The 17,038-nt window shown below is 67.4% G+C and carries 18 protein-coding genes; 11 read left to right on the top strand and 7 right to left on the bottom strand.

Annotated features, from left to right (window positions below):
* Positions 1-33: 33 nt before the first annotated feature.
* Genes nuoL through ABZX22_RS11970 form a run of 4 tightly spaced genes read left to right on the top strand, consistent with a single transcriptional unit; the run spans position 34 to position 5,926 of the window.
* Entirely contained in the window at positions 34-1,860 is a 1,827-nt protein-coding gene (gene nuoL / locus ABZX22_RS11985) for an NADH-quinone oxidoreductase subunit L (protein WP_354907953.1), read from the top strand.
* Positions 1,860-3,377 carry an NADH-quinone oxidoreductase subunit M gene (locus ABZX22_RS11980; RefSeq protein WP_354907754.1) on the top strand — a complete coding sequence of 506 codons (1,518 nt, stop codon included), beginning with the start codon at positions 1,860-1,862 and terminating at the stop codon, positions 3,375-3,377. Before nuoL ends, ABZX22_RS11980 begins: the two co-directional genes overlap by 1 nt.
* On the top strand, positions 3,374-4,927 hold the full coding sequence (gene nuoN / locus ABZX22_RS11975) for an NADH-quinone oxidoreductase subunit NuoN (protein ID WP_354907752.1): 1,554 nt from the start codon (positions 3,374-3,376) through the stop codon (positions 4,925-4,927). Before ABZX22_RS11980 ends, nuoN begins: the two co-directional genes overlap by 4 nt.
* 9 nt (positions 4,928-4,936) lie before the next feature.
* The gene (locus ABZX22_RS11970) at positions 4,937-5,926 is read left to right on the top strand and encodes a polyprenyl synthetase family protein (RefSeq protein WP_354907750.1); all 990 of its coding nucleotides are present in this window, start codon (positions 4,937-4,939) and stop codon (positions 5,924-5,926) included.
* Positions 5,927-6,033: 107 nt separating this feature from the next.
* Here the strand turns inward: ABZX22_RS11970 and rarD are convergent, their stop codons facing one another.
* Complete coding sequence (rarD, locus tag ABZX22_RS11965) at positions 6,034-6,975, bottom strand: EamA family transporter RarD (RefSeq protein WP_354907749.1); 942 nt, start codon at positions 6,973-6,975, stop codon at positions 6,034-6,036.
* Between the two features lie 112 nt (positions 6,976-7,087).
* Between rarD and msrA the strand changes: the two genes are divergently transcribed.
* Positions 7,088-7,741 (top strand): peptide-methionine (S)-S-oxide reductase MsrA, encoded by a 654-nt coding sequence (gene msrA, locus ABZX22_RS11960; RefSeq protein WP_354907747.1) that lies wholly within the window; start codon positions 7,088-7,090, stop codon positions 7,739-7,741.
* Between the two features lie 61 nt (positions 7,742-7,802).
* Here the strand turns inward: msrA and ABZX22_RS11955 are convergent, their stop codons facing one another.
* Positions 7,803-9,071, bottom strand: a complete 1,269-nt coding sequence (locus ABZX22_RS11955; protein WP_354907745.1) for an ATP-binding protein — start codon at positions 9,069-9,071, stop codon at positions 7,803-7,805.
* A 601-nt stretch (positions 9,072-9,672) separates the two neighbouring features.
* Between ABZX22_RS11955 and ABZX22_RS11950 the strand changes: the two genes are divergently transcribed.
* The 3 genes from ABZX22_RS11950 to ABZX22_RS11940 all read left to right on the top strand — a co-directional run bounded on the left by ABZX22_RS11950 (position 9,673) and on the right by ABZX22_RS11940 (position 10,908).
* Positions 9,673-9,840 carry a hypothetical protein gene (locus ABZX22_RS11950; RefSeq protein ID WP_354907744.1) on the top strand — a complete coding sequence of 56 codons (168 nt, stop codon included), beginning with the start codon at positions 9,673-9,675 and terminating at the stop codon, positions 9,838-9,840.
* 11 nt (positions 9,841-9,851) lie between these two features.
* Positions 9,852-10,232, top strand: a complete 381-nt coding sequence (locus ABZX22_RS11945; RefSeq protein WP_354907742.1) for a PIN domain-containing protein — start codon at positions 9,852-9,854, stop codon at positions 10,230-10,232.
* Between the two features lie 205 nt (positions 10,233-10,437).
* Positions 10,438-10,908 (top strand): hypothetical protein, encoded by a 471-nt coding sequence (locus tag ABZX22_RS11940; protein WP_354907740.1) that lies wholly within the window; start codon positions 10,438-10,440, stop codon positions 10,906-10,908.
* Between the two features lie 458 nt (positions 10,909-11,366).
* Here ABZX22_RS11940 and ABZX22_RS11935 read toward each other — a convergent pair whose 3' ends face one another.
* Positions 11,367-13,184 carry an ATP-binding protein gene (locus tag ABZX22_RS11935; protein ID WP_354907739.1) on the bottom strand — a complete coding sequence of 606 codons (1,818 nt, stop codon included), beginning with the start codon at positions 13,182-13,184 and terminating at the stop codon, positions 11,367-11,369.
* Positions 13,181-13,867 (bottom strand): response regulator transcription factor, encoded by a 687-nt coding sequence (locus tag ABZX22_RS11930; protein ID WP_354907737.1) that lies wholly within the window; start codon positions 13,865-13,867, stop codon positions 13,181-13,183. The genes ABZX22_RS11935 and ABZX22_RS11930 overlap by 4 nt, the downstream gene beginning before the upstream one ends.
* A 90-nt stretch (positions 13,868-13,957) precedes the next feature.
* Between ABZX22_RS11930 and ABZX22_RS11925 the strand changes: the two genes are divergently transcribed.
* On the top strand, positions 13,958-14,707 hold the full coding sequence (locus ABZX22_RS11925) for a L,D-transpeptidase (protein WP_354907735.1): 750 nt from the start codon (positions 13,958-13,960) through the stop codon (positions 14,705-14,707).
* A gap of 29 nt (positions 14,708-14,736) precedes the next feature.
* Entirely contained in the window at positions 14,737-14,946 is a 210-nt protein-coding gene (locus ABZX22_RS11920; RefSeq protein ID WP_354907734.1) for a hypothetical protein, read from the top strand.
* A gap of 113 nt (positions 14,947-15,059) precedes the next feature.
* On the opposite strand, the gene ABZX22_RS11915 is transcribed toward ABZX22_RS11920, so the two are convergent.
* Both ABZX22_RS11915 and ABZX22_RS11910 read right to left on the bottom strand, forming a co-directional pair.
* Positions 15,060-15,437 carry a serine hydrolase gene (locus ABZX22_RS11915; protein ID WP_354907732.1) on the bottom strand — a complete coding sequence of 126 codons (378 nt, stop codon included), beginning with the start codon at positions 15,435-15,437 and terminating at the stop codon, positions 15,060-15,062.
* On the bottom strand, positions 15,434-15,718 hold the full coding sequence (locus ABZX22_RS11910; RefSeq protein ID WP_354907730.1) for a hypothetical protein: 285 nt from the start codon (positions 15,716-15,718) through the stop codon (positions 15,434-15,436). Before ABZX22_RS11910 ends, ABZX22_RS11915 begins: the two co-directional genes overlap by 4 nt.
* 301 nt (positions 15,719-16,019) lie before the next feature.
* On the opposite strand from ABZX22_RS11910, the gene ABZX22_RS11905 reads away from it, so the two are divergent.
* Positions 16,020-16,481, top strand: coding sequence for a hypothetical protein (locus ABZX22_RS11905; protein ID WP_354907729.1), 462 nt, complete (start codon positions 16,020-16,022; stop codon positions 16,479-16,481).
* Positions 16,482-16,519: 38 nt separating this feature from the next.
* Here the strand turns inward: ABZX22_RS11905 and ABZX22_RS11900 are convergent, their stop codons facing one another.
* Positions 16,520-17,002: a hypothetical protein gene (locus tag ABZX22_RS11900; protein WP_354907728.1), complete on the bottom strand. Its 483-nt coding sequence runs from the start codon at positions 17,000-17,002 to the stop codon at positions 16,520-16,522.
* Between the last annotated feature and the right edge of the window lie 36 nt (positions 17,003-17,038).

Raw genomic sequence — 17,038 nt, 5'->3', positions numbered from 1 at the left:
CACTCCGGTGGAGTGATCGGGGCCTCATGGCTGATGATCGCACTGCCCCTCTTGGGCGCGGCGATCCTGTTGCTCGGCGGCCGCCGTACCAACGCCTGGGGGCACTACCTGGGCGTCCTGATGTCGCTCGGTTCGTTCGTCGTCGCGGTGCTCGCCTTCATGGAGCTCGATGGTGGTCGTTACAGCGTCCACCTGTACGACTTCATTCCCGGAATGGCGGACATCAGCCTGCTGATCGACCCGCTGTCGATCAGTTTCTGTCTGCTGATCACGGGTGTGGGTTCGCTGATCCACATCTACTCGATCGGCTACATGTCGCACGATCCCGACCGGCGCAGGTTCTTCTCCTACCTGAACCTGTTCGTCGCGGCGATGCTGCTGCTGGTGCTGTCGGCCAACTACGTCGGCCTGTTCATCGGCTGGGAGGGCGTCGGTCTCGCCTCCTACCTGCTGATCGGCTTCTGGCAGTTCAAGCCGACGGCGGCGGTCGCGGCCAAGAAGGCGTTCATCGTCAACCGCGTCGGTGACTTCGGCCTGCTGATCGCGATGTTCACGATGTGGACGACGTTCGGCTCGCTGGCCTTCAGCGACATCTCCGCCAAGGTCGGCCAGGCCTCGGAGGGCACGCTCACCGCCATCGGCCTGCTGCTCCTGCTCGGCGCCTGCGGCAAGTCGGCCCAGCTGCCGCTGCAGTCCTGGCTTCTCGACGCGATGGAGGGCCCGACCCCGGTCTCGGCCCTCATCCACGCCGCGACCATGGTCACCGCCGGCGTCTACCTGGTGGTCCGTTCCGGCTTCGTCTTCGAGGCCGCGCCCACCGCGCAGTTGGTCGTCACCATCGTCGGCGTGGCCACGCTGCTGGCCGGTGCCATCATCGGTTGCGCGAAGGACGACATCAAGAAGGGCCTGGCCGGTTCGACGATGTCGCAGATCGGCTACATGATGCTCGGCGCGGGCCTTGGCCCGGCCGGCTACGCCTTCGCGATCGGCCACCTGATCACGCACGGCTTCTTCAAGGCCGACCTGTTCCTCGGCGCCGGATCGGTCATGCACGGCATGAACGACGAGGTCGACATGAGGAAGTACGGCGGCCTGCGCAAGTACATGCCGCTGACCTTCGCGACGTTCTTCGTCGGCTACCTGGCGATCATCGGTTTCCCGCTGCTGTCCGGCTACTTCACCAAGGACGGCATCATCGAGACCGCGATGGAGCACAACCAGATCCTCGGCTGGCTGGCCGTGATCGGCGCCGGCATCACCGGCTTCTACATGTCGCGGATGGTCTTCATGACCTTCTTCGGCGAGAAGCGCTGGGCCGACGACGCGCACCCGCACGAGTCGCCCAAGGTCATGACGATCCCGCTGGTCATCCTGTCGATCGGCTCGATCTTCCTCGGTGGCTACCTGGTGCTGAGCAACCGGCTGATGCTCTTCCTCGCCCCGGCCGTCGGCCGTCCGGAGGAGCTGCCCACCTTCCACTGGAACAGCGTCGCGGGTCTCGCCACGCTCGCCCTGGTGGCGGTCGGCGCCGGGTTCGCCTGGATGAAGTACGGCAAGGCGCCGGTCCCCGAGACGGCCCCGCGCGGCTCGTTCCTCACCACCTTCGCCAGGCGTGACCTCTACGGCGACGCACTCAACGAGACACTGCTCATGCGTCCGGGACAGTGGCTCACCCGCATCGCGGTGTTCTTCGACAACCGCGGCATCGACGGCCTGGTCAACGGGCTGGCGGCGGCCGTCGGCGGCACCTCCGGCCGGATGCGCCGGCTCCAGACGGGCTTCGCGCGGACGTACGCGCTGTCCATCCTCTTCGGCGCCGCGGTCCTGGCCGGCGCTCTGCTCCTTGTAGGGAACCTGTGATGCCCTGGCTTACGATCCTGATGGCAGTGCCCGTGGTGGGCGCTGTCCTGGTGGCCCTCACGCCGAAGGGCAGCGGCAAGCTGGCCAAGCAGCTCGCGCTGGCCGTCTCCGTCGTCGTGCTGGGGCTCACCATCGCGATGGCGGCGCAGTTCAGCCCGAAGGGCCCGCGCTTCCAGTTCGTCGAGACCTACGACTGGATCCCGCGCTTCGGCGTGCACTACGGCGTCGGTGTCGACGGCATCGCGCTGGTGCTGATCGCGCTGTCGGCGGTGCTGGTGCCGATCGTGGTGCTGGCCTCCTGGAACGACGCCGACGCCCCGCACGCCAAGTACTCGGTGAAGACGTACTTCGCGCTCCTGCTGGTGCTCGAGGCCATGATGATCGGCGTCTTCGCGGCGACCGACATCTTCCTGTTCTACGTCTTCTTCGAAGCCATGCTGATCCCGATGTACTTCATGATCGGGTCGTACGGCGGCGCGCAGCGGTCCTACGCGGCCGTCAAGTTCCTGCTCTACTCGCTGTTCGGCGGCCTGCTCATGCTGGTCGCGGTCATCGGCCTCTACGTCATCGCGGGCAAGAACACCTTCCTGTTCCCCGAGCTGATCGGGGCCATCCAGGACCCGACCACGCAGAAGTGGCTGTTCGCCGGCTTCTTCTTCGCCTTCGCGGTGAAGGCGCCGCTGTGGCCGTTCCACACGTGGCTGCCCGACGCGGCGGCGCAGGCTCCGGCCGGCGCGGCGGTGCTCCTGGTCGGCGTCCTGGACAAGGTCGGCACGTACGGCATGCTCCGCTTCTGCCTGGAGCTGTTCCCGGACGCGTCGAAGTTCTTCACCCCGCTGGTGATCGTGCTGTCGGTGGTCGGCATCATCTACGGCGCCATCGTGGCCATCGGCCAGACGAACATGAAGCGCCTGATCGCCTACACCTCGATCTCGCACTTCGGCTTCATCGCCCTCGGCGTGTTCGCGATGACGGCGAACGCGGGCGCCGGGGCCACGCTCTACATGGTCAACCACGGCTTCTCGACCGGCGCGCTGTTCCTGATCGCCGGGTTCCTCATCGCGCGGCGGGGCTCGCCGTACATCGAGGACTACGGCGGCGTGCAGAAGGTCACGCCGAAGCTGGCCGGCGTGTTCCTGATCGCGGGCCTGTCCGGTCTGTCGCTGCCCGGCCTGTCGTCCTTCGTCAGCGAGTTCATGGTGCTGATCGGCACCTACGAGCGCTACCTGGTCCCCGCGATCATCTCGGCGACCGGCGTCATCCTGGCGGCCATCTACATCCTGTGGATGTACCAGCGGGTCGCGGGCGGGCCGACGGCCGAGCCGGTCAAGGAGTTCAAGGACCTCAACGGCCGCGAGCTGTGGGTGGTCGCCCCGCTGATCGCTCTGATCATCGGACTGGGCTTCTTCCCCAAGCCGTTGCTTGACGTGATCAACCCGGCGGTGGACCACACCCTGTCCAACGTCCAGGTGGAGAAGTTCACCCCGGCGATTGCCGAGAAGGGGGCCGGACAGTGAACGGCACCATCCAAGCGCCGACGATCGAGTACGGCCTGCTGGCGCCGATGCTGGTGATCTTCGGCGCGGCGGTCATCGGCGTGCTGGTGGAGGCGTTCGCGCCTCGCTACCTGCGCAAGTCGATCCAAGTGCCGGTGACGCTGCTCAGCATGGCCGGGGCCTTCGTCCTGGTCGTCTTCCAGGTGATGAGCGGACTGCCGACCGCGCCCGCGGCCATGGGCGCCGTCGCGGTCGACGGTCCCGCCCTGTTCTTCTGGGGCGTCATCCTCGTCCTGGCCTTCGTCAGCACGCTGCTGGTGCTCGACGACGACACCTTCGTGGCCTCGGCGGCCGCCGTACCCGGCAGCGCGGCCGAGGAGGAGGCGGAGATCACCGGTGGCGCGCACACCGAGATCTACCCGCTGATCCTGTTCGCGGTGGGCGGCATGCTGCTGTTCTCGTCCGCGAACGACCTGCTGGTGATGTTCGTCGGCCTCGAGGTCATGTCGCTGCCGCTGTACCTGCTGTGTGGCCTGGCGCGCCGTCGCCGCCTGCTGTCGCAGGAGGCGTCGATGAAGTACTTCCTGCTCGGCGCGTTCTCCTCGGCCTTCTTCCTGTACGGCATGGCCTTCGTGTACGGCTTCGCCGGCTCGGTCGACCTGGTCAAGATCAGCGAGGCGCTCGGCAAGGTGGGCGGCCTGGACACGGTGCTCCTCATCGGTCTGGCGCTCCTCGGCGTCGGCCTGATGTTCAAGATCGGCGCCGCGCCCTTCCAGGCGTGGAAGCCTGACGTCTACCAGGGCGCCCCGACCCCCGTCACCGCGCTCATGGCCTCCGGCACGCTCGTCGCGGCCTTCGGCGCGGTCCTGAGGGTCTTCTGGGTGGCTCTGGGCAACCTCGACTGGGACTGGCGTCCGGTCCTGTGGGGTGTGGCCATTCTCACGATGATCGTCGGCGCGATCCTCGCGATCACCCAGACGGACATCAAGCGCATGCTGGCCTACTCCTCGATCGCGCACGCGGGCTTCCTGCTCATCGGTGTGATCGCGACCAGCACGCAGGCGCAGGGCAACGCCGACACCCTGTCGGCGATCATGTTCTACCTGCTCGTCTACGGCATCACGACGGTCGGCGCGTTCGCCGTCGTCACGATGGTGCGCGACGCGGGCGGCGAGGCCAACCACCTGTCGCGCTGGGCGGGTCTGGGCAAGCGGTCGCCGATGCTGGCGGGCGTGTTCGCGTTCTTCCTGCTGGCCTTCGCCGGCATCCCGCTCACCAGCGGGTTCTTCGGTAAGTACGCGGTCTTCGCCGCCGCGGTGGCCAACGGCGCGACGCCGCTGGTCATCGTCGGTGTGGTCACCTCCGCGATCGCCGCGTTCTTCTACGTCCGCGTGATCGTGCTGATGTTCTTCAGCGAGCCCGCCGCCGACGGCCCGACCATCGCGGTGCCCTCTGCGGCCACCGCGGCTGTTATCACTCTCGCGGCAGCGGTTACGGTAGTGCTGGGGGTTTTCCCGCAGCCTGTCCTGGATCTCGCTGACAAGGCTGCATCTGCCTTGTTCATCCGCTAAGGGGAATATATGTCTGCGCCACCGGTTGTTGATCTTCCCATCGACGATGAGCGGTTGGCGCAAGACCTTGCCAGCGGTCTCGCCTCCGTCGAGAAACTACTGCGCACGTCGGTCGAGAGCGAGGACGCCTTCGTCACGGAGGCGTCCAAGCACCTCATCGAGGCCGGCGGCAAGCGTTTCCGCACGATGATGGTGCTGCTGGCCGCGCAGTTCGGCGATCCCTCCGCGCCGGGCGTCGTGCCCGCCGCGGTGGTGATCGAACTCACCCACCTGGCCACGCTGTACCACGACGACGTCATGGACGAGGCCCCCGTCCGCCGTGGCTCTCCCTCCGCCAACGCCCGCTGGGACAACACGGTGGCCATCCTCACCGGCGACTACCTGTTCGCGCAGGCGTCGGAGATCCTCGCCGACCTCGGCGCCGAGGCGATCAAGATCCAGGCGCAGACGTTCTCCCGCCTGGTGCGCGGGCAGATCCGCGAGACGATCGGGCCCGCCGAGGGCGTCGACCCGATCCACCACTACATCAGGGTGCTGGCCGACAAGACCGGCTCCCTCATCGCCACCTCGGGACGCTTCGGCGGCCTGCTGTCCGGCGCCCCCACCGACGTGGTCGAACGGCTGTCCAGCGCGTGCGAGGCCATCGGCGTGGCCTGGCAGCTCGGCGACGACCTGCTGGACGTGGCGTCCGAGTCCGCCGAGTCCGGCAAGACGCCCGGCACGGACCTGCGCGAAGGGATCAGGACGCTGCCCGTCCTCTACGCGCTGGAGTCGTCGCCGTCGGCGCGGCTGCGGGAACTGCTCCAGGGGCCGGTGGCCGAGGAGGACGTCGCCGAGGCCCTGCGGCTGCTGCGGGCCGACCAGGGGATGGCGCGGGCCCGGCAAGAGCTGGAGACGTGGGTGAACAGGGCGCGGGCCGACCTGGAGGCGCTGCCGGACATCCCGGCGCGGGCGGCGTTTCTGGCGCTGTGCGACTACGTGGTGGAGCGGTCGGGCTGAGGGTCCGCTCGGGCCACCCTGGGGACGGTCCTGCTGGGCGGGGTTTCAGGGGGCGCCGTGACGGCGGGGGCCGAAGTCCTGCTGGGCGGGGCGCTCGCGCCGGGCGGTCAGCGGTGATCGGCGGGGGCGCCGGACCGGCTTGCCGTACCGGAGAGAACGGGTTCGGGTTCCGCGCGGCGGGACCGCCGCGCCGCCCTGAGGCTGTCGTAGGTGAAGATCACCAGCGCCAGCCACACGATCGCGAAGCCCGCCCACCGGCTGGCGGGCATCGTCTCCTTCGCGATGAGCACGCCCACCAGGAACTGCAGGATCGGCGCGATGTACTGCAGCAGCCCGATCGTGGTCAGCGGCACCCTGATCGCGCTGGCCGTGAAGAACAGCAGCGGCACCGCCGTCACCAGGCCGCCGCCCGCCAGCAGCAGCGCGTGCCACGGCCCGTGGTCACCGAACGTCGCGCCGCCCGACTGCTCCAGGTACACCAGGTAGGCCAGCGCCGGCCCCAGCAGCACCAGCGTCTCGACCGTGAGGCTCTCCGCGGCGCCGACGTTCGCCTTCTTCTTCACCAGGCCGTAGATGCCGAAGCTGACCGCGAGCGTGAGCGCGATCCACGGCAGCCGGCCGTAGTCCAGGGCCAGCACGAGGACCGCCAGCGCGCCGAACCCCACCGCCGCCCACTGCAGCGGCCGCAGCCGCTCCTTCAGCAGGATCACTCCGAACAGCACGCTCACCAGCGGGTTGATGAAGTAGCCGAGCGCCGACTCCACCACGTGGCCCGAGTTGACGCCGTAGATGTAGGTGCCCCAGTTGGCCGTGATGAGCAACGCCGCCAGCCCCAGCAGCCCGAACTGCCTCGGCTCCAGGTGCCTGAACCACGACCAGTGCCTGCGTACGGCCAGGATCGCCACCACCGCCACCAGCGACCACGCCATGCGGTGCGCCAGGATCTCGATCGGTCCGGACGGCTTCAGCAGCGGCCAGTAGAGCGGGAAGAGGCCCCACAGGGAGTAGGCGGCGACACCATAGAGCACACCACGGCGTTGGTCAGGCATGTAACCCATCTTCGCCCCTTACTCCATTAAATACAAATGCGTATTGCTATCTGGGATGATGTAGGGACTCTTAAGTGTTTGGACATAGGGTTGATGGAGGAGGAGGTACAAGATGGGCTGGCTGTTCGGCTCGCACAAGACATCGATGGTGAACCCCTCGGACGCCCTACCCGGACGTTCGACACCGATACCCGTCCCCGCCCGCCACGCCGTCCTCGACGCTCCGCTCGTCGGCGCGCAGGGCGAGATCGCGGACTTCGGGCTCGGCTGCTTCTGGGGCGCCGAGCGGAAGTTCTGGCAGACCCCGGGCGTGATCTCCACGGCAGTCGGGTACCAGGGCGGCTACACCCCCAACCCCACGTACGAGGAGGTGTGTTCCGGCCTCACCGGACATGCCGAGGTCGTGAGGGTCTGGTACGACCCCGCGAAGGTGTCGTACGCCGACCTGCTCAAGGTGTTCTGGGAAGCGCACGACCCCACCCAGGGCATGCGCCAGGGCAACGACATGGGCACGCAGTACCGGTCGGCGGCGTACTTCCATTCGCCCGAGCAGGAGAAGGCGGCGCTGGCGTCCCGGGACGCCTACCAGCAGGTGCTGAGGTCGGCGGGCTACGGCGACATCACGACCGAGATCGCCCCGGCCGGCGAGTTCTACTACGCCGAGGAGTATCACCAGCAATATCTCTTTAAAATGCCCAACGGGTACTGCGGGATCGGTGGCACCGGCGTGTCCTGCCCCGTCGGTCTGACCTCCGGCGAAGCTTGACCTGTCGGGCGCGGGCCGTGCCGCCAGGGCGGCCGCGTTCGGGGACACATGAGCCCGTCCATCAGGTCGTGGAAGACGCGGTCCACAATGCGGATAGTGGAAGAGCGCGCATGCGGTCCCCGAATGGAAGCGTTTCCTGGCCCGCGTACAGGACGTACCCGGCAATGAGCCGGTCGCCCAGTTTGCGGGCCAGATGTTGCAAGCCTCTGAAGTCATCGGCGCGTACGGTTTCGGTGGCCTTGACTTCGATGCCGATGATCTCGCCAGAGGCTCGTTCGAGTATGCCGTCGACTTCGACCCCATCTCGATCTCGGTAGTGATAGAGCTGTACAGGCTCCTCGGACCACGTGAGCTGGCGGGCCAGCTCGCCGAGGGCGAAGTTCTCGATCAGCGGACCCACGGGTGCCGTTATGTCGGACACCCGGGACGGGGTCAGGCCTGCCAGATGGGCGCCAAGTCCAGAGTCGACCAGCAGTAGTTTGGGCGTCGCGATCGCGCGTGTGGTCGCGTTGGAAGACCAGGCCGGAATCCGTCTGATGACATACACCAGGTCGAGCAGGTCGATATAGCGCTTCACGGTGTTTCGAGGTAGCCCGAGATCGCGGCTGATGTTGTCGATCACAGTCAAGCCGCCCATCCGTCCGGCGAGGATGTTGAGCAGACGCCGCATATCGGCGGGTCGCTCGATATCGGACATCTGCTTGACGTCTCGGTTGATCAGATCGGAGATGTAGGACTCGAAGAAACGGGCTCTTCTGCGATGGGACGGGCGGTGGACGGCCTCCGGATAGCCTCCGCGCAGCGCGCGATGCAGGTAGTCGGGACGACGAAGTCCGGCAGCCGCGACCTTGAGATCAGGACCTTGCCGGAATGCCTCGTCCACGAAGCCGTCGTCGCTCCGTTCGATCTCTCCCTGGGAGAGCGGCCAGAGTTCGATTGTCTCGGATCTGCCGGGAAGCGCGTCCGGCAAGTCCCGGAGGCCCAGAAGCCGGGCGGATCCTGTCAGCAAGAAGCGCCCTGGCCGTGGATCGGCGTCTACTTCCCGCTTTATGGAGAGAAGGAGATCCGGTACGCGCTGGATCTCATCGATGAGAAGAAGTCCGTCATGATGCACGACGCCATCGGGATCCTGTCTCGCCGCCGCGCGTACGGCTGCCTGATCCAGGTAGATCTCGCCGGCTCCTGCCGTCTGACGCACGATCGCCTGGGCCAGAGTGCTCTTGCCGACCTGCCGGGCGCCATTGATCACCACTACACGGGTGTCGGTGAGGGCTTCCATCGCCATGGCCTCGGCGCGACGAGGGAAGAGCGTGAGTTCATCCGTGTCCACGGTGCGGAGAATACTCCGCACCGACATGCTCTGATGGCAGATTTGCCGTACATCTCTTGGCGGATCTGCCGCATCTGTAGTGGCTGATCTGCCGATCAGCGGCCCGGCCTCTCGGTCAGGAGGGGGAGGGTGGAACGAAGTGCCCAGATGTCGCTGCAACCTCCACGGAGGCACTGTCAAGAGTGCCGTCCGCTTCAGTCTTACACCACGGGACACGCCGGAGCCGTCCAGGGGGCGGTCCCCGTCGTCAGCATCCGAGTGGGAGGCATTTGATGCCTGAACTAAGGCGCTACCACCAGCAGTATTGGGAGAAGAGTCCCGGCGGCTACTGCGGCATCGACGGCACGGGCGTAGCCTGCCCGGTCGGTCTGACCTCTGGCGGTGCCTAGGCACGTATAGCGGTCGGCGTCTGCGTAGAGCGAAAGATCAGCCTCTTTGCTACTTCGGGTAGTAAACTGGTCTCATGGGCATGCCTGAGCGAGAGTTCGCCCCCGGGGACGGGCCGGCGGCGAAGGTCAGCGTCTCCCTGAGAGCTGGCAACATTCGCGCCGTCCGAGAGCGAGTTGGAGCCCGCGGGTTCTCCGCCTACGTTGACGCCGCTGTGGAACGCCAGATCGAGCGGGATCTTCTGGAGGAGGCGCTCCAGGCGAACGAGGCTTCCGGGCCGATCCCGCAGTCGATGCGTGACGAAGCGGCGGAGCTGTTCCGCCAGGTCAAATCGGCGCCTGAACTCCGGGAGGACGGATGGCGCGCGCACGAAGCAGGCTGAGTGCGGGAACCGTGGTTCTCGACTGCGAAGGGCTCGCCAAGTGGTGCGAGGCTGACCAGCGGGTGACCGCGCTTGTGCGGGAGGCGCAGGACAACGACTTCCGGGTTGTGGTCAGCGCGATGACACCGATCGAGGCGCAAGACGTTCGTATCAAGAGCGATCGCCTGCGGTGGTACCTGTCTCGCCTGAAGATCGAGCCTGTGACCGAGGACATCGCATCACGGGCGATCGAGCTTCTCCGAGGCGCCCGCCTGCACGGTCACAAGTACGCCATAGACGCGGTGGTGGCGGCTACCGCGCTGCGCTCGGTGAGGCCGGTCGTCGTATTCACGTCTGATGAGGGCGACCTGAGCAAGCTGTGCGGGAAAACCGTGAAGGTGGTCGCGGTCTGAGGGTACTTATGAGTGACCGAGCGCGAGTCGCCTCCGGCGAGGCATGAGGCGTCTTCATGACGCGTCATCAGGTTCGCCCGACGATCGCTCGGCGGCGTGCAACAGCTCCATGTACGTCAAGACTTCTATGCGGCTCAGAGGAGCGCAGCCTAAGCTTCAGAATCGACAGCGCACATCAGAACATGTTCTGACATACACTGCTGGCGTGAGTGCCAGCCATGCCGACGCAGTGACCTTCTCTGATCTGTCGAGAAATCCGCGAGCAGTCGCCGAACGTGCGGCACGCCTTGGACGGGTGCGTGTCACGCACCGAGACGCTCCAGACTTCTACCTGACTGCAGCGGATCGCGAAGAAGAGCGCGAACGGACGCTGGCCACCGCGTCTCGTTTGTTCCTTGCGTTGATCAAGCATGATCCCACCGCGCGTGCCCTGGTCATTGCCATGCCAGAGGTCTTTCCTTGGGTTCGCCATCTGTCTTCGACCGAGCTGCGTGCCTTCACGCTGGAATTGGTCGAGGCTCTCTCGGATGCGGCCGAGCTGGATGTCGATACCACTACCCAAGAGGTCATAGCGGGCTGGCGGGCCACCGCCAGGATCAAGGCAGATCCTGCTCACTACGCCGAGGCTCGTAAGGCCACGAGCGGTGATTTCGGGCCGGTCCAGGTCTCCGCGTGAGCCCGAAGCGCGGAGACCGGGTTACGGTGCCGCCCCCAGATGGCGAATGGGATGTTCGGTTCGGTACCAGCGAGGCTGTCCGGGGTTGGGAAGAGCTGTGCCGCCACGCTTGTCCGGTGGGCGTCGCGCCTGCGGGTGAGTGAACCTGGAGATCTTCAACGAGGTCTCGGCGCTGTGGGCGCGGCACGTCGGCCAGCCGTACCCGAGCATGGGAGAGAGGTCTTCCCGGACTTCGTGCTAGCCCCGAGCAGGCATCGTGACCTCGTACGTCGGCTCCCGGCGGGGTGAGAGCGATGCGGAGCAGCGGCGCGTCCTGAGCACGTGCGCCCGTGATCTGCGCTGGGTGCTGAAGCGCTTCGTGGCCGCGAGGCCCGCGACTATGTGGCCGGGTCCGTCAGGATCACGGACCTGATCCTCGGCCGGCACCGCCAACGTGCTCCTGGTGGTACGGCGGGCCGCTATGACGGAAGACGCAGGGTGAACGTGGTGCGGACACCTGGCACGCTGGCGACCGTGGCTGTGCCGCCGTGCGCCTCGGCCAGGTTGCGCACGATGGCGAGCCCGAGCCCGCTACCGCCGGTCTGGCGGTTGCGCGACTTCTCCGCCCGCCAGAACCGGTCGAAGACGTGCGGGAGGTACTCGGCGCGGATCCCGATCCCTGTGTCGGTCACCTCCACGACGACCTGGTCGCCATCCTGGTGAGCGCCCAGCGTGATGTGCCCGCCGCGTGGCGTGTAGCGCAGGGAGTTGGTCACCAGGTTGCCGATGGCCTGGCGGAGCCGTACCGGATCCGCGGTCAGCGAGGGGTCGTCGGTGACCACGGTGGTCAGCGTGAGCCCTGCGGCTTCGGCGCGGCCTCGGTGGGCGATGCTTACCTGGTCGAGGAGGTCGCCGAGATGGACGGGTTCGACGTGCAGGCGGAGCTTGCCCGCGTCGGCGAGGGCGAGCTCCTGAAGGTCGTCGACGATGTGCTGCAGCAGCAGGATCTCCTCGACCAGCGAGGCGATCAGCGCGGGGTCCAACTCGGCGACGCCGTCCTGGGCGGCCTCCAGCCAGCCCCTGAGGTTGCTCAGCGGTGTGCGCAGCTCGTGGGAGACGTCGCTGACCATGGCCTTGCGCTGCTCCTCCATGCGCTGGAGGTGTTCCGACATCTCGTTGAACGCCGTGGCGAGCTCGCTGATCTCGCCGGTGGTCCTGACCGTGACGCGGGCGGAGCTGTCCCCGTCGCGCATCCGCTGCGCGGCGTGAGTGAGCGCGTTGACGGGCCTGACCAGGCGCCTGGCCGCCATGACGCTCACGCCCACGGTCAGCACGAGCACGAGGAGAGCGGCGCCGGCGATCGAGGGCAGCGGTATGAGCCGGCCGGTGGCCTCGACGGGGGAGCCGATGTACAGGTACGCCGCGGGGGCGACGTAGGGATCGAGTTGTTCCTTGCGGCCCGTGACGATGCAGGAGGAGATCACCTGATCGGGTTCGGCGGCCGGCGGCATCGGCTGTCTTTCCTTGGACACCCAGGCGAAGTCGAGACCGACCGACCCTCTTCCCGCGCCCTTGCCCTTGAGGCACCTGCTGACCAGGAGGTTGAGTTGTTTCAACGCGGCCTTCTCGGTGCGTGTCGGCGTGCTGAAGGTGGTGGCGTCGCAGCCGCTCATCACGACGGGGGCCGCAGTCGGCACCGGCATCGGCATCGGCATCGGCATCGGACTTTGCACCGGTCTCGACTGCTGACCGACCCCCTGGTTGAGGGGCGTGACGAGGGGTCTGCCGGTGTTCGAGACGGTCACCTGTACGGCCTGCCCGGTGCGGGCCGTACAGGCGGCGTAGGCGTCGGCGGCCTTCCTCAGCCGCGCGCGGTCGCGGGCGGACAGCAGGAAAGGGCCCACCGCGCGTGGATCGATACGGTCCCTGGCCGCTCCCGGCACCAGGGTCACGTCCACGGCCAGCGGGTCGACGACGGCCGACACCTTGGCGGGCAGTGGGGTCCCGGCGGTCGCCGAGTCCGCGATGAGGGTGCCGCTCTCGGCGGCCAGCGCGATGCGGCGGCTGTTCTGGGTAGCGAGGTCGCGCAGGGTGGGGGCGACATCCGACCAGTTCGAGTGGCGGGACGCGTAGCCGAGCAGGCTGTTGTTGATCCGGGCGTCGCTGGCCAGCGTCTGGCCCTGCTCGCGCTGGATGGCGCCGGAGGTGCTGCTGGCAGCCAGCCACGCGGTCGCCGAGATCGAGCAGACCGCCACGACAGCCGAACTCGTGAGCAATCTGACGAACAACGACCTCATGCGTGGGTCAGTTTGTAGCCGACGCCGTACACGGTCAGCAGCCGGACCGGGCGGCGCGGATCAGGCTCGATCTTCTTGCGCAGGTTCATCACGTGCACGTCGACCGTGCGCTCGGTGATGAACCTGTCGAACCCGTGGATGCGCTCCAGCAACTGCTTCCTGGTGAACACCCGCTCCGGCTCGGCGGCCAGCGTCTCGATGATCCGGAACTCCGCGAGCGTGCAGTCCACCACCGTGTCCGCCGCGGTGACGGTGTGCCTGACCGGGTCCACGAGGAGATCGCCCGCCTGGAACACCCGCCGATCGGTGCCCTTGGACTTCCCGGTACGGCGCAGCAGGGTCCGCACGCGGGCCATCAGCTCACGCGGGCTGTACGGCTTGGCGACATAGTCGTCAGCACCGAGATCGAGCCCCAACAGCAGGTCATCCTCGGTGGACCTGGCGGTCAGCATCAGGATCGGCAGGTCGGACTCGGCACGCAACGCCCGGCAGACGTCCAACCCGTCGACCTTCGGCATCATGACGTCGAGCACCATGAGGTCGGGGTCCGCTCGCCGCGCCTCGTCGATCGCGGAACGCCCGTCGTGCACGACGTGGACCTCATGGCCCTCCCGCTCCAGGTACCGCCTGAGCAGTTCGGCCTGCTTGGGGTCGTCCTCGGCGACCAGTACGTACGCGCACATGAGCCGAGGCTATGCCCATGTCAGGGATGCACATGGGATTCGCATGACAACCAAACAGGTTTCACACATTCTGTCGCCAGGCTGCGGCAGGTGAGAACCAACCTGCTTCGTACGGCTGCTGCGGCGACACTCGCCTTCCTGCTGGCCGGCTGTGTGGGCAGCGCGGACAGCGCTGTACGGCCCGAGCCGGCGGCCGGCGCCGGTTCCGCGAGCAGCGCCGTACGGCCCGAGCCGGCGACCGGCGCCAGTTCGAAGATCGCGACCGTCAAGGGATCTCGGATCACGGTCTACAAGAACAAGGAGGGGATGGCACAGAGGACGATCACGAGTCCCAACGACTACGGCGCGGCGCGTGTCTTCCTGGTGGAACGCGATGAGGGCGAGTGGCTCCAGGTGCTGCTGCCGGTCCGGCCGAACGGCAGCAAGGGCTGGATCAAGGCCACCGACGTGACGCTTGCGGAGACCTCCTACCGGGTGGAGATCGATCGCGCGGCGTTCAGGTTCACGGTCTATGACGGCGACAGGCCGGTCAGGACGGGCAGGGTCGCGACGGGCGAAGCGGGCACACCGACACCTCCAGGTCGTTACTTCTTCACCGAGCTGGTGAAGCCCGCCGACCCGGGCGGGGCGTACGGCGCCTACGCCTTCGGGCTCAGCGGCTTCTCGCCGGTGCTGAAGAGCTTCGCCGGCGGCCCGGGCCAGCTGGCGATCCACGGGACGAACAAGCCCTCCGCCATCGGCACGCGGGCCAGCCACGGCTGCGTCCGGATCGGCAACGACGACATCACCTGGATGGCGAACAACCTGGCGATCGGTACTCCGGTCGTCATCCAGGGCTGAGGCCCAACGCGAATGAACAGGGGAATCCTATGAAGATCAAAGCCACGCTCGTCGGCATCGGCGCGGTCCTGGCGCTGACCGCGGGCCTCGCAGGCTTCTCGGGCACGGCCACGGCCGAACCCGCGAAGCCGGCTGCCTCGCCCGTCTCGCCCGCCCCGGCGCCGGCCGACCAGCGGCCAGTGGTCAAGACGACGGGGGGCCCGGAGCCCGTCGTCGCCAGGCCGGCCTACACCGGCTGATCGTGGTGCGACGCCGTAGCCCTCGGGTCTGCGGCGCTGCACCTTGGCACCCGCTCCTGCCCGCGGTCGCGTCAGCGACCAGGCCATCGCGGGCGGGAGCAGGAGCCGGTGCGTCAACACCGCGTGCCAGAACATGAAGAGACGCCGCCTTCCCGGATCGACCAGTCGACGCCGGTGGGGAGCGAGAGGCCGGCGTAGACCTGGTTGAGGACGGTGGGCAGCAGGGCCTGGGCCGTGGTCCTGCCGCCGGGCGACAAAGTCAGGTTCGTCCAGATCACCAGCGTGACCTCGTTGTCCGTGTCGTGGCCGATGAAGGAATTGAAGCCGGGCAGCTCACCGCCGTGGTAGTACATCGAGGCGTTCGGACCGAAGCGCTGGTAGGCGATGCCGTACCCGTACTTCTTCCCGTCGGCCGGCGCGGCCGGGTCCTCGGCTTGCGGGCTGTGGAGCCACTGCCGCTGGAACGCCGGGTTGAGGACCTTGCCCGTCACCAGGGCCTGGATCCAGGTGGCCAGTCGTCCGCGGTGGAGATGACGCCTCCGGCGGCGGCGGCGTAGGAGGGGTTCTGATGGGTGTAGTCCACCGGCCGGAGCTTCCCTGACCGGGCCGCCGCCTGCACGTCGGCGGGGTAGGGCCGGTCGACCAGCGCGTAGGCCGTTCCGCCGTACATGTAGCCGTGCGAAGAGGGCATGGGGAGCGACAGGTCGTCGGCGGCGGGCAGCGAGGTTCCCGTCAGCCCGAGCGGGACGAACAGCCGGTCCCGGAGCTCCATCAGCTCTCCAGTCGCTGGGTGTTCGGGGAAAACCTTACCTCCGTCGCGGACGGAGAGAGCTTATTTCCCGCACAACCGCGCCGCCTTCGTGCGGCCTTGGGAGCTCTCTGCAAAGTCGTGCGCTTCTGGAAAGTGCCGAACGGCTACTGCGGGAGAGCTCCCCAAGCGCCCGCAGATTGCCGATATGGCCTCCTGCGCCATGGCTGACTTTCCAGCCAGGCAGGCAATCGTGCCTGGCTGGCGGTCCTCCCGTTGCGTACCTTCCGGGTGATGTGTCACATCAACCCAGGCGAGGGGTTCTATGGCGGAGCAAGGGAGCAGGGAGGGCCGGCTGGGCCGGACCAGGCGCGCCGCCGAGGCGGCCCGCGATGCCTCCCGCGAGACGCGGACGGCGGCGGAAGAAACCAAGCGTCAGGTCATCGAGGCGCAGGAGGCGATCGCGCGGATAGAAGAGGCGGTGAGGAGAGTCGAGGAGACCCTCCGTGAGCGCCACATCCCCGAACGAGAAGCAACTCCAGGGGAAGAGGTGGGGCGGCTGCTCCTCGCCTACATGGAGCAGGGCTACAAGAAGGGCAGCTGGAACCACATCCGGATCAGCAAGATCTACGAGCGGCTACCGCATGCAGTGGAGGAGAACCTTCGAGGCGCCGCCCTTCTCGCGCGGAAGATCCTCTCCTTGGAGTCGCCGGAGAGTGACGTCATCGACAAGGGCGCCCGGGCGGTCTTCGAGGAGATGGCCAAGCGAGGGGCGATGACCGACTAAGCGTTCCCGGCCGACGGGCCGGCCCCCGGCCTGCGCGGTCAGTCGCAGTATTTCCAGGTGCCTTCCGGGGTGCCTCCGTGGACGGCGGGCTGGGAGCCGATGCGGATCGTTCCGTGGAACTGGACGCACAACTGGTCGGCGTAGGCGTAGACCGGGCCCGCGAACCACTTGTACCGCGTGCTGCCGTCGGCCACCCCGATGTCAGGGCTGTCGTACTTGTTGTTCCTGTTCTTGTCCGCGAGGAGCGCGACGTAGAGATAGCTTGTCCGTCCGACGTAGGGGCTCGCCACCCGGGCTATGGCGCACTTCCTGCGCGTGAGGCGGCTGTGGTAGAGCGAGACGGTGCCGTAGACCTCCCCGTCCTTCGCCCCTACCGTGATGGGATAGCTGGCTACCTTGCGGAACGAGTTCCCTCTGCAGGTGCCCTGGGGGTAGGCCTGCGCGGGAGTGGCGGACACCAGGGTGAGGGCGGCCGTGGCGGTCAGGGCCGTGCCGCTCGCGATCCAACGTGTGATCTTCAAGGGGCCCTCGCGTGACTGCGCAGAAGACGGCTGTCG

Source organism: Nonomuraea sp. NPDC003804, assembly GCF_040610675.1.
GTDB lineage: Bacteria > Actinomycetota > Actinomycetes > Streptosporangiales > Streptosporangiaceae > Nonomuraea.
This window is presented reverse-complemented; position numbering and strand designations above follow the sequence as displayed.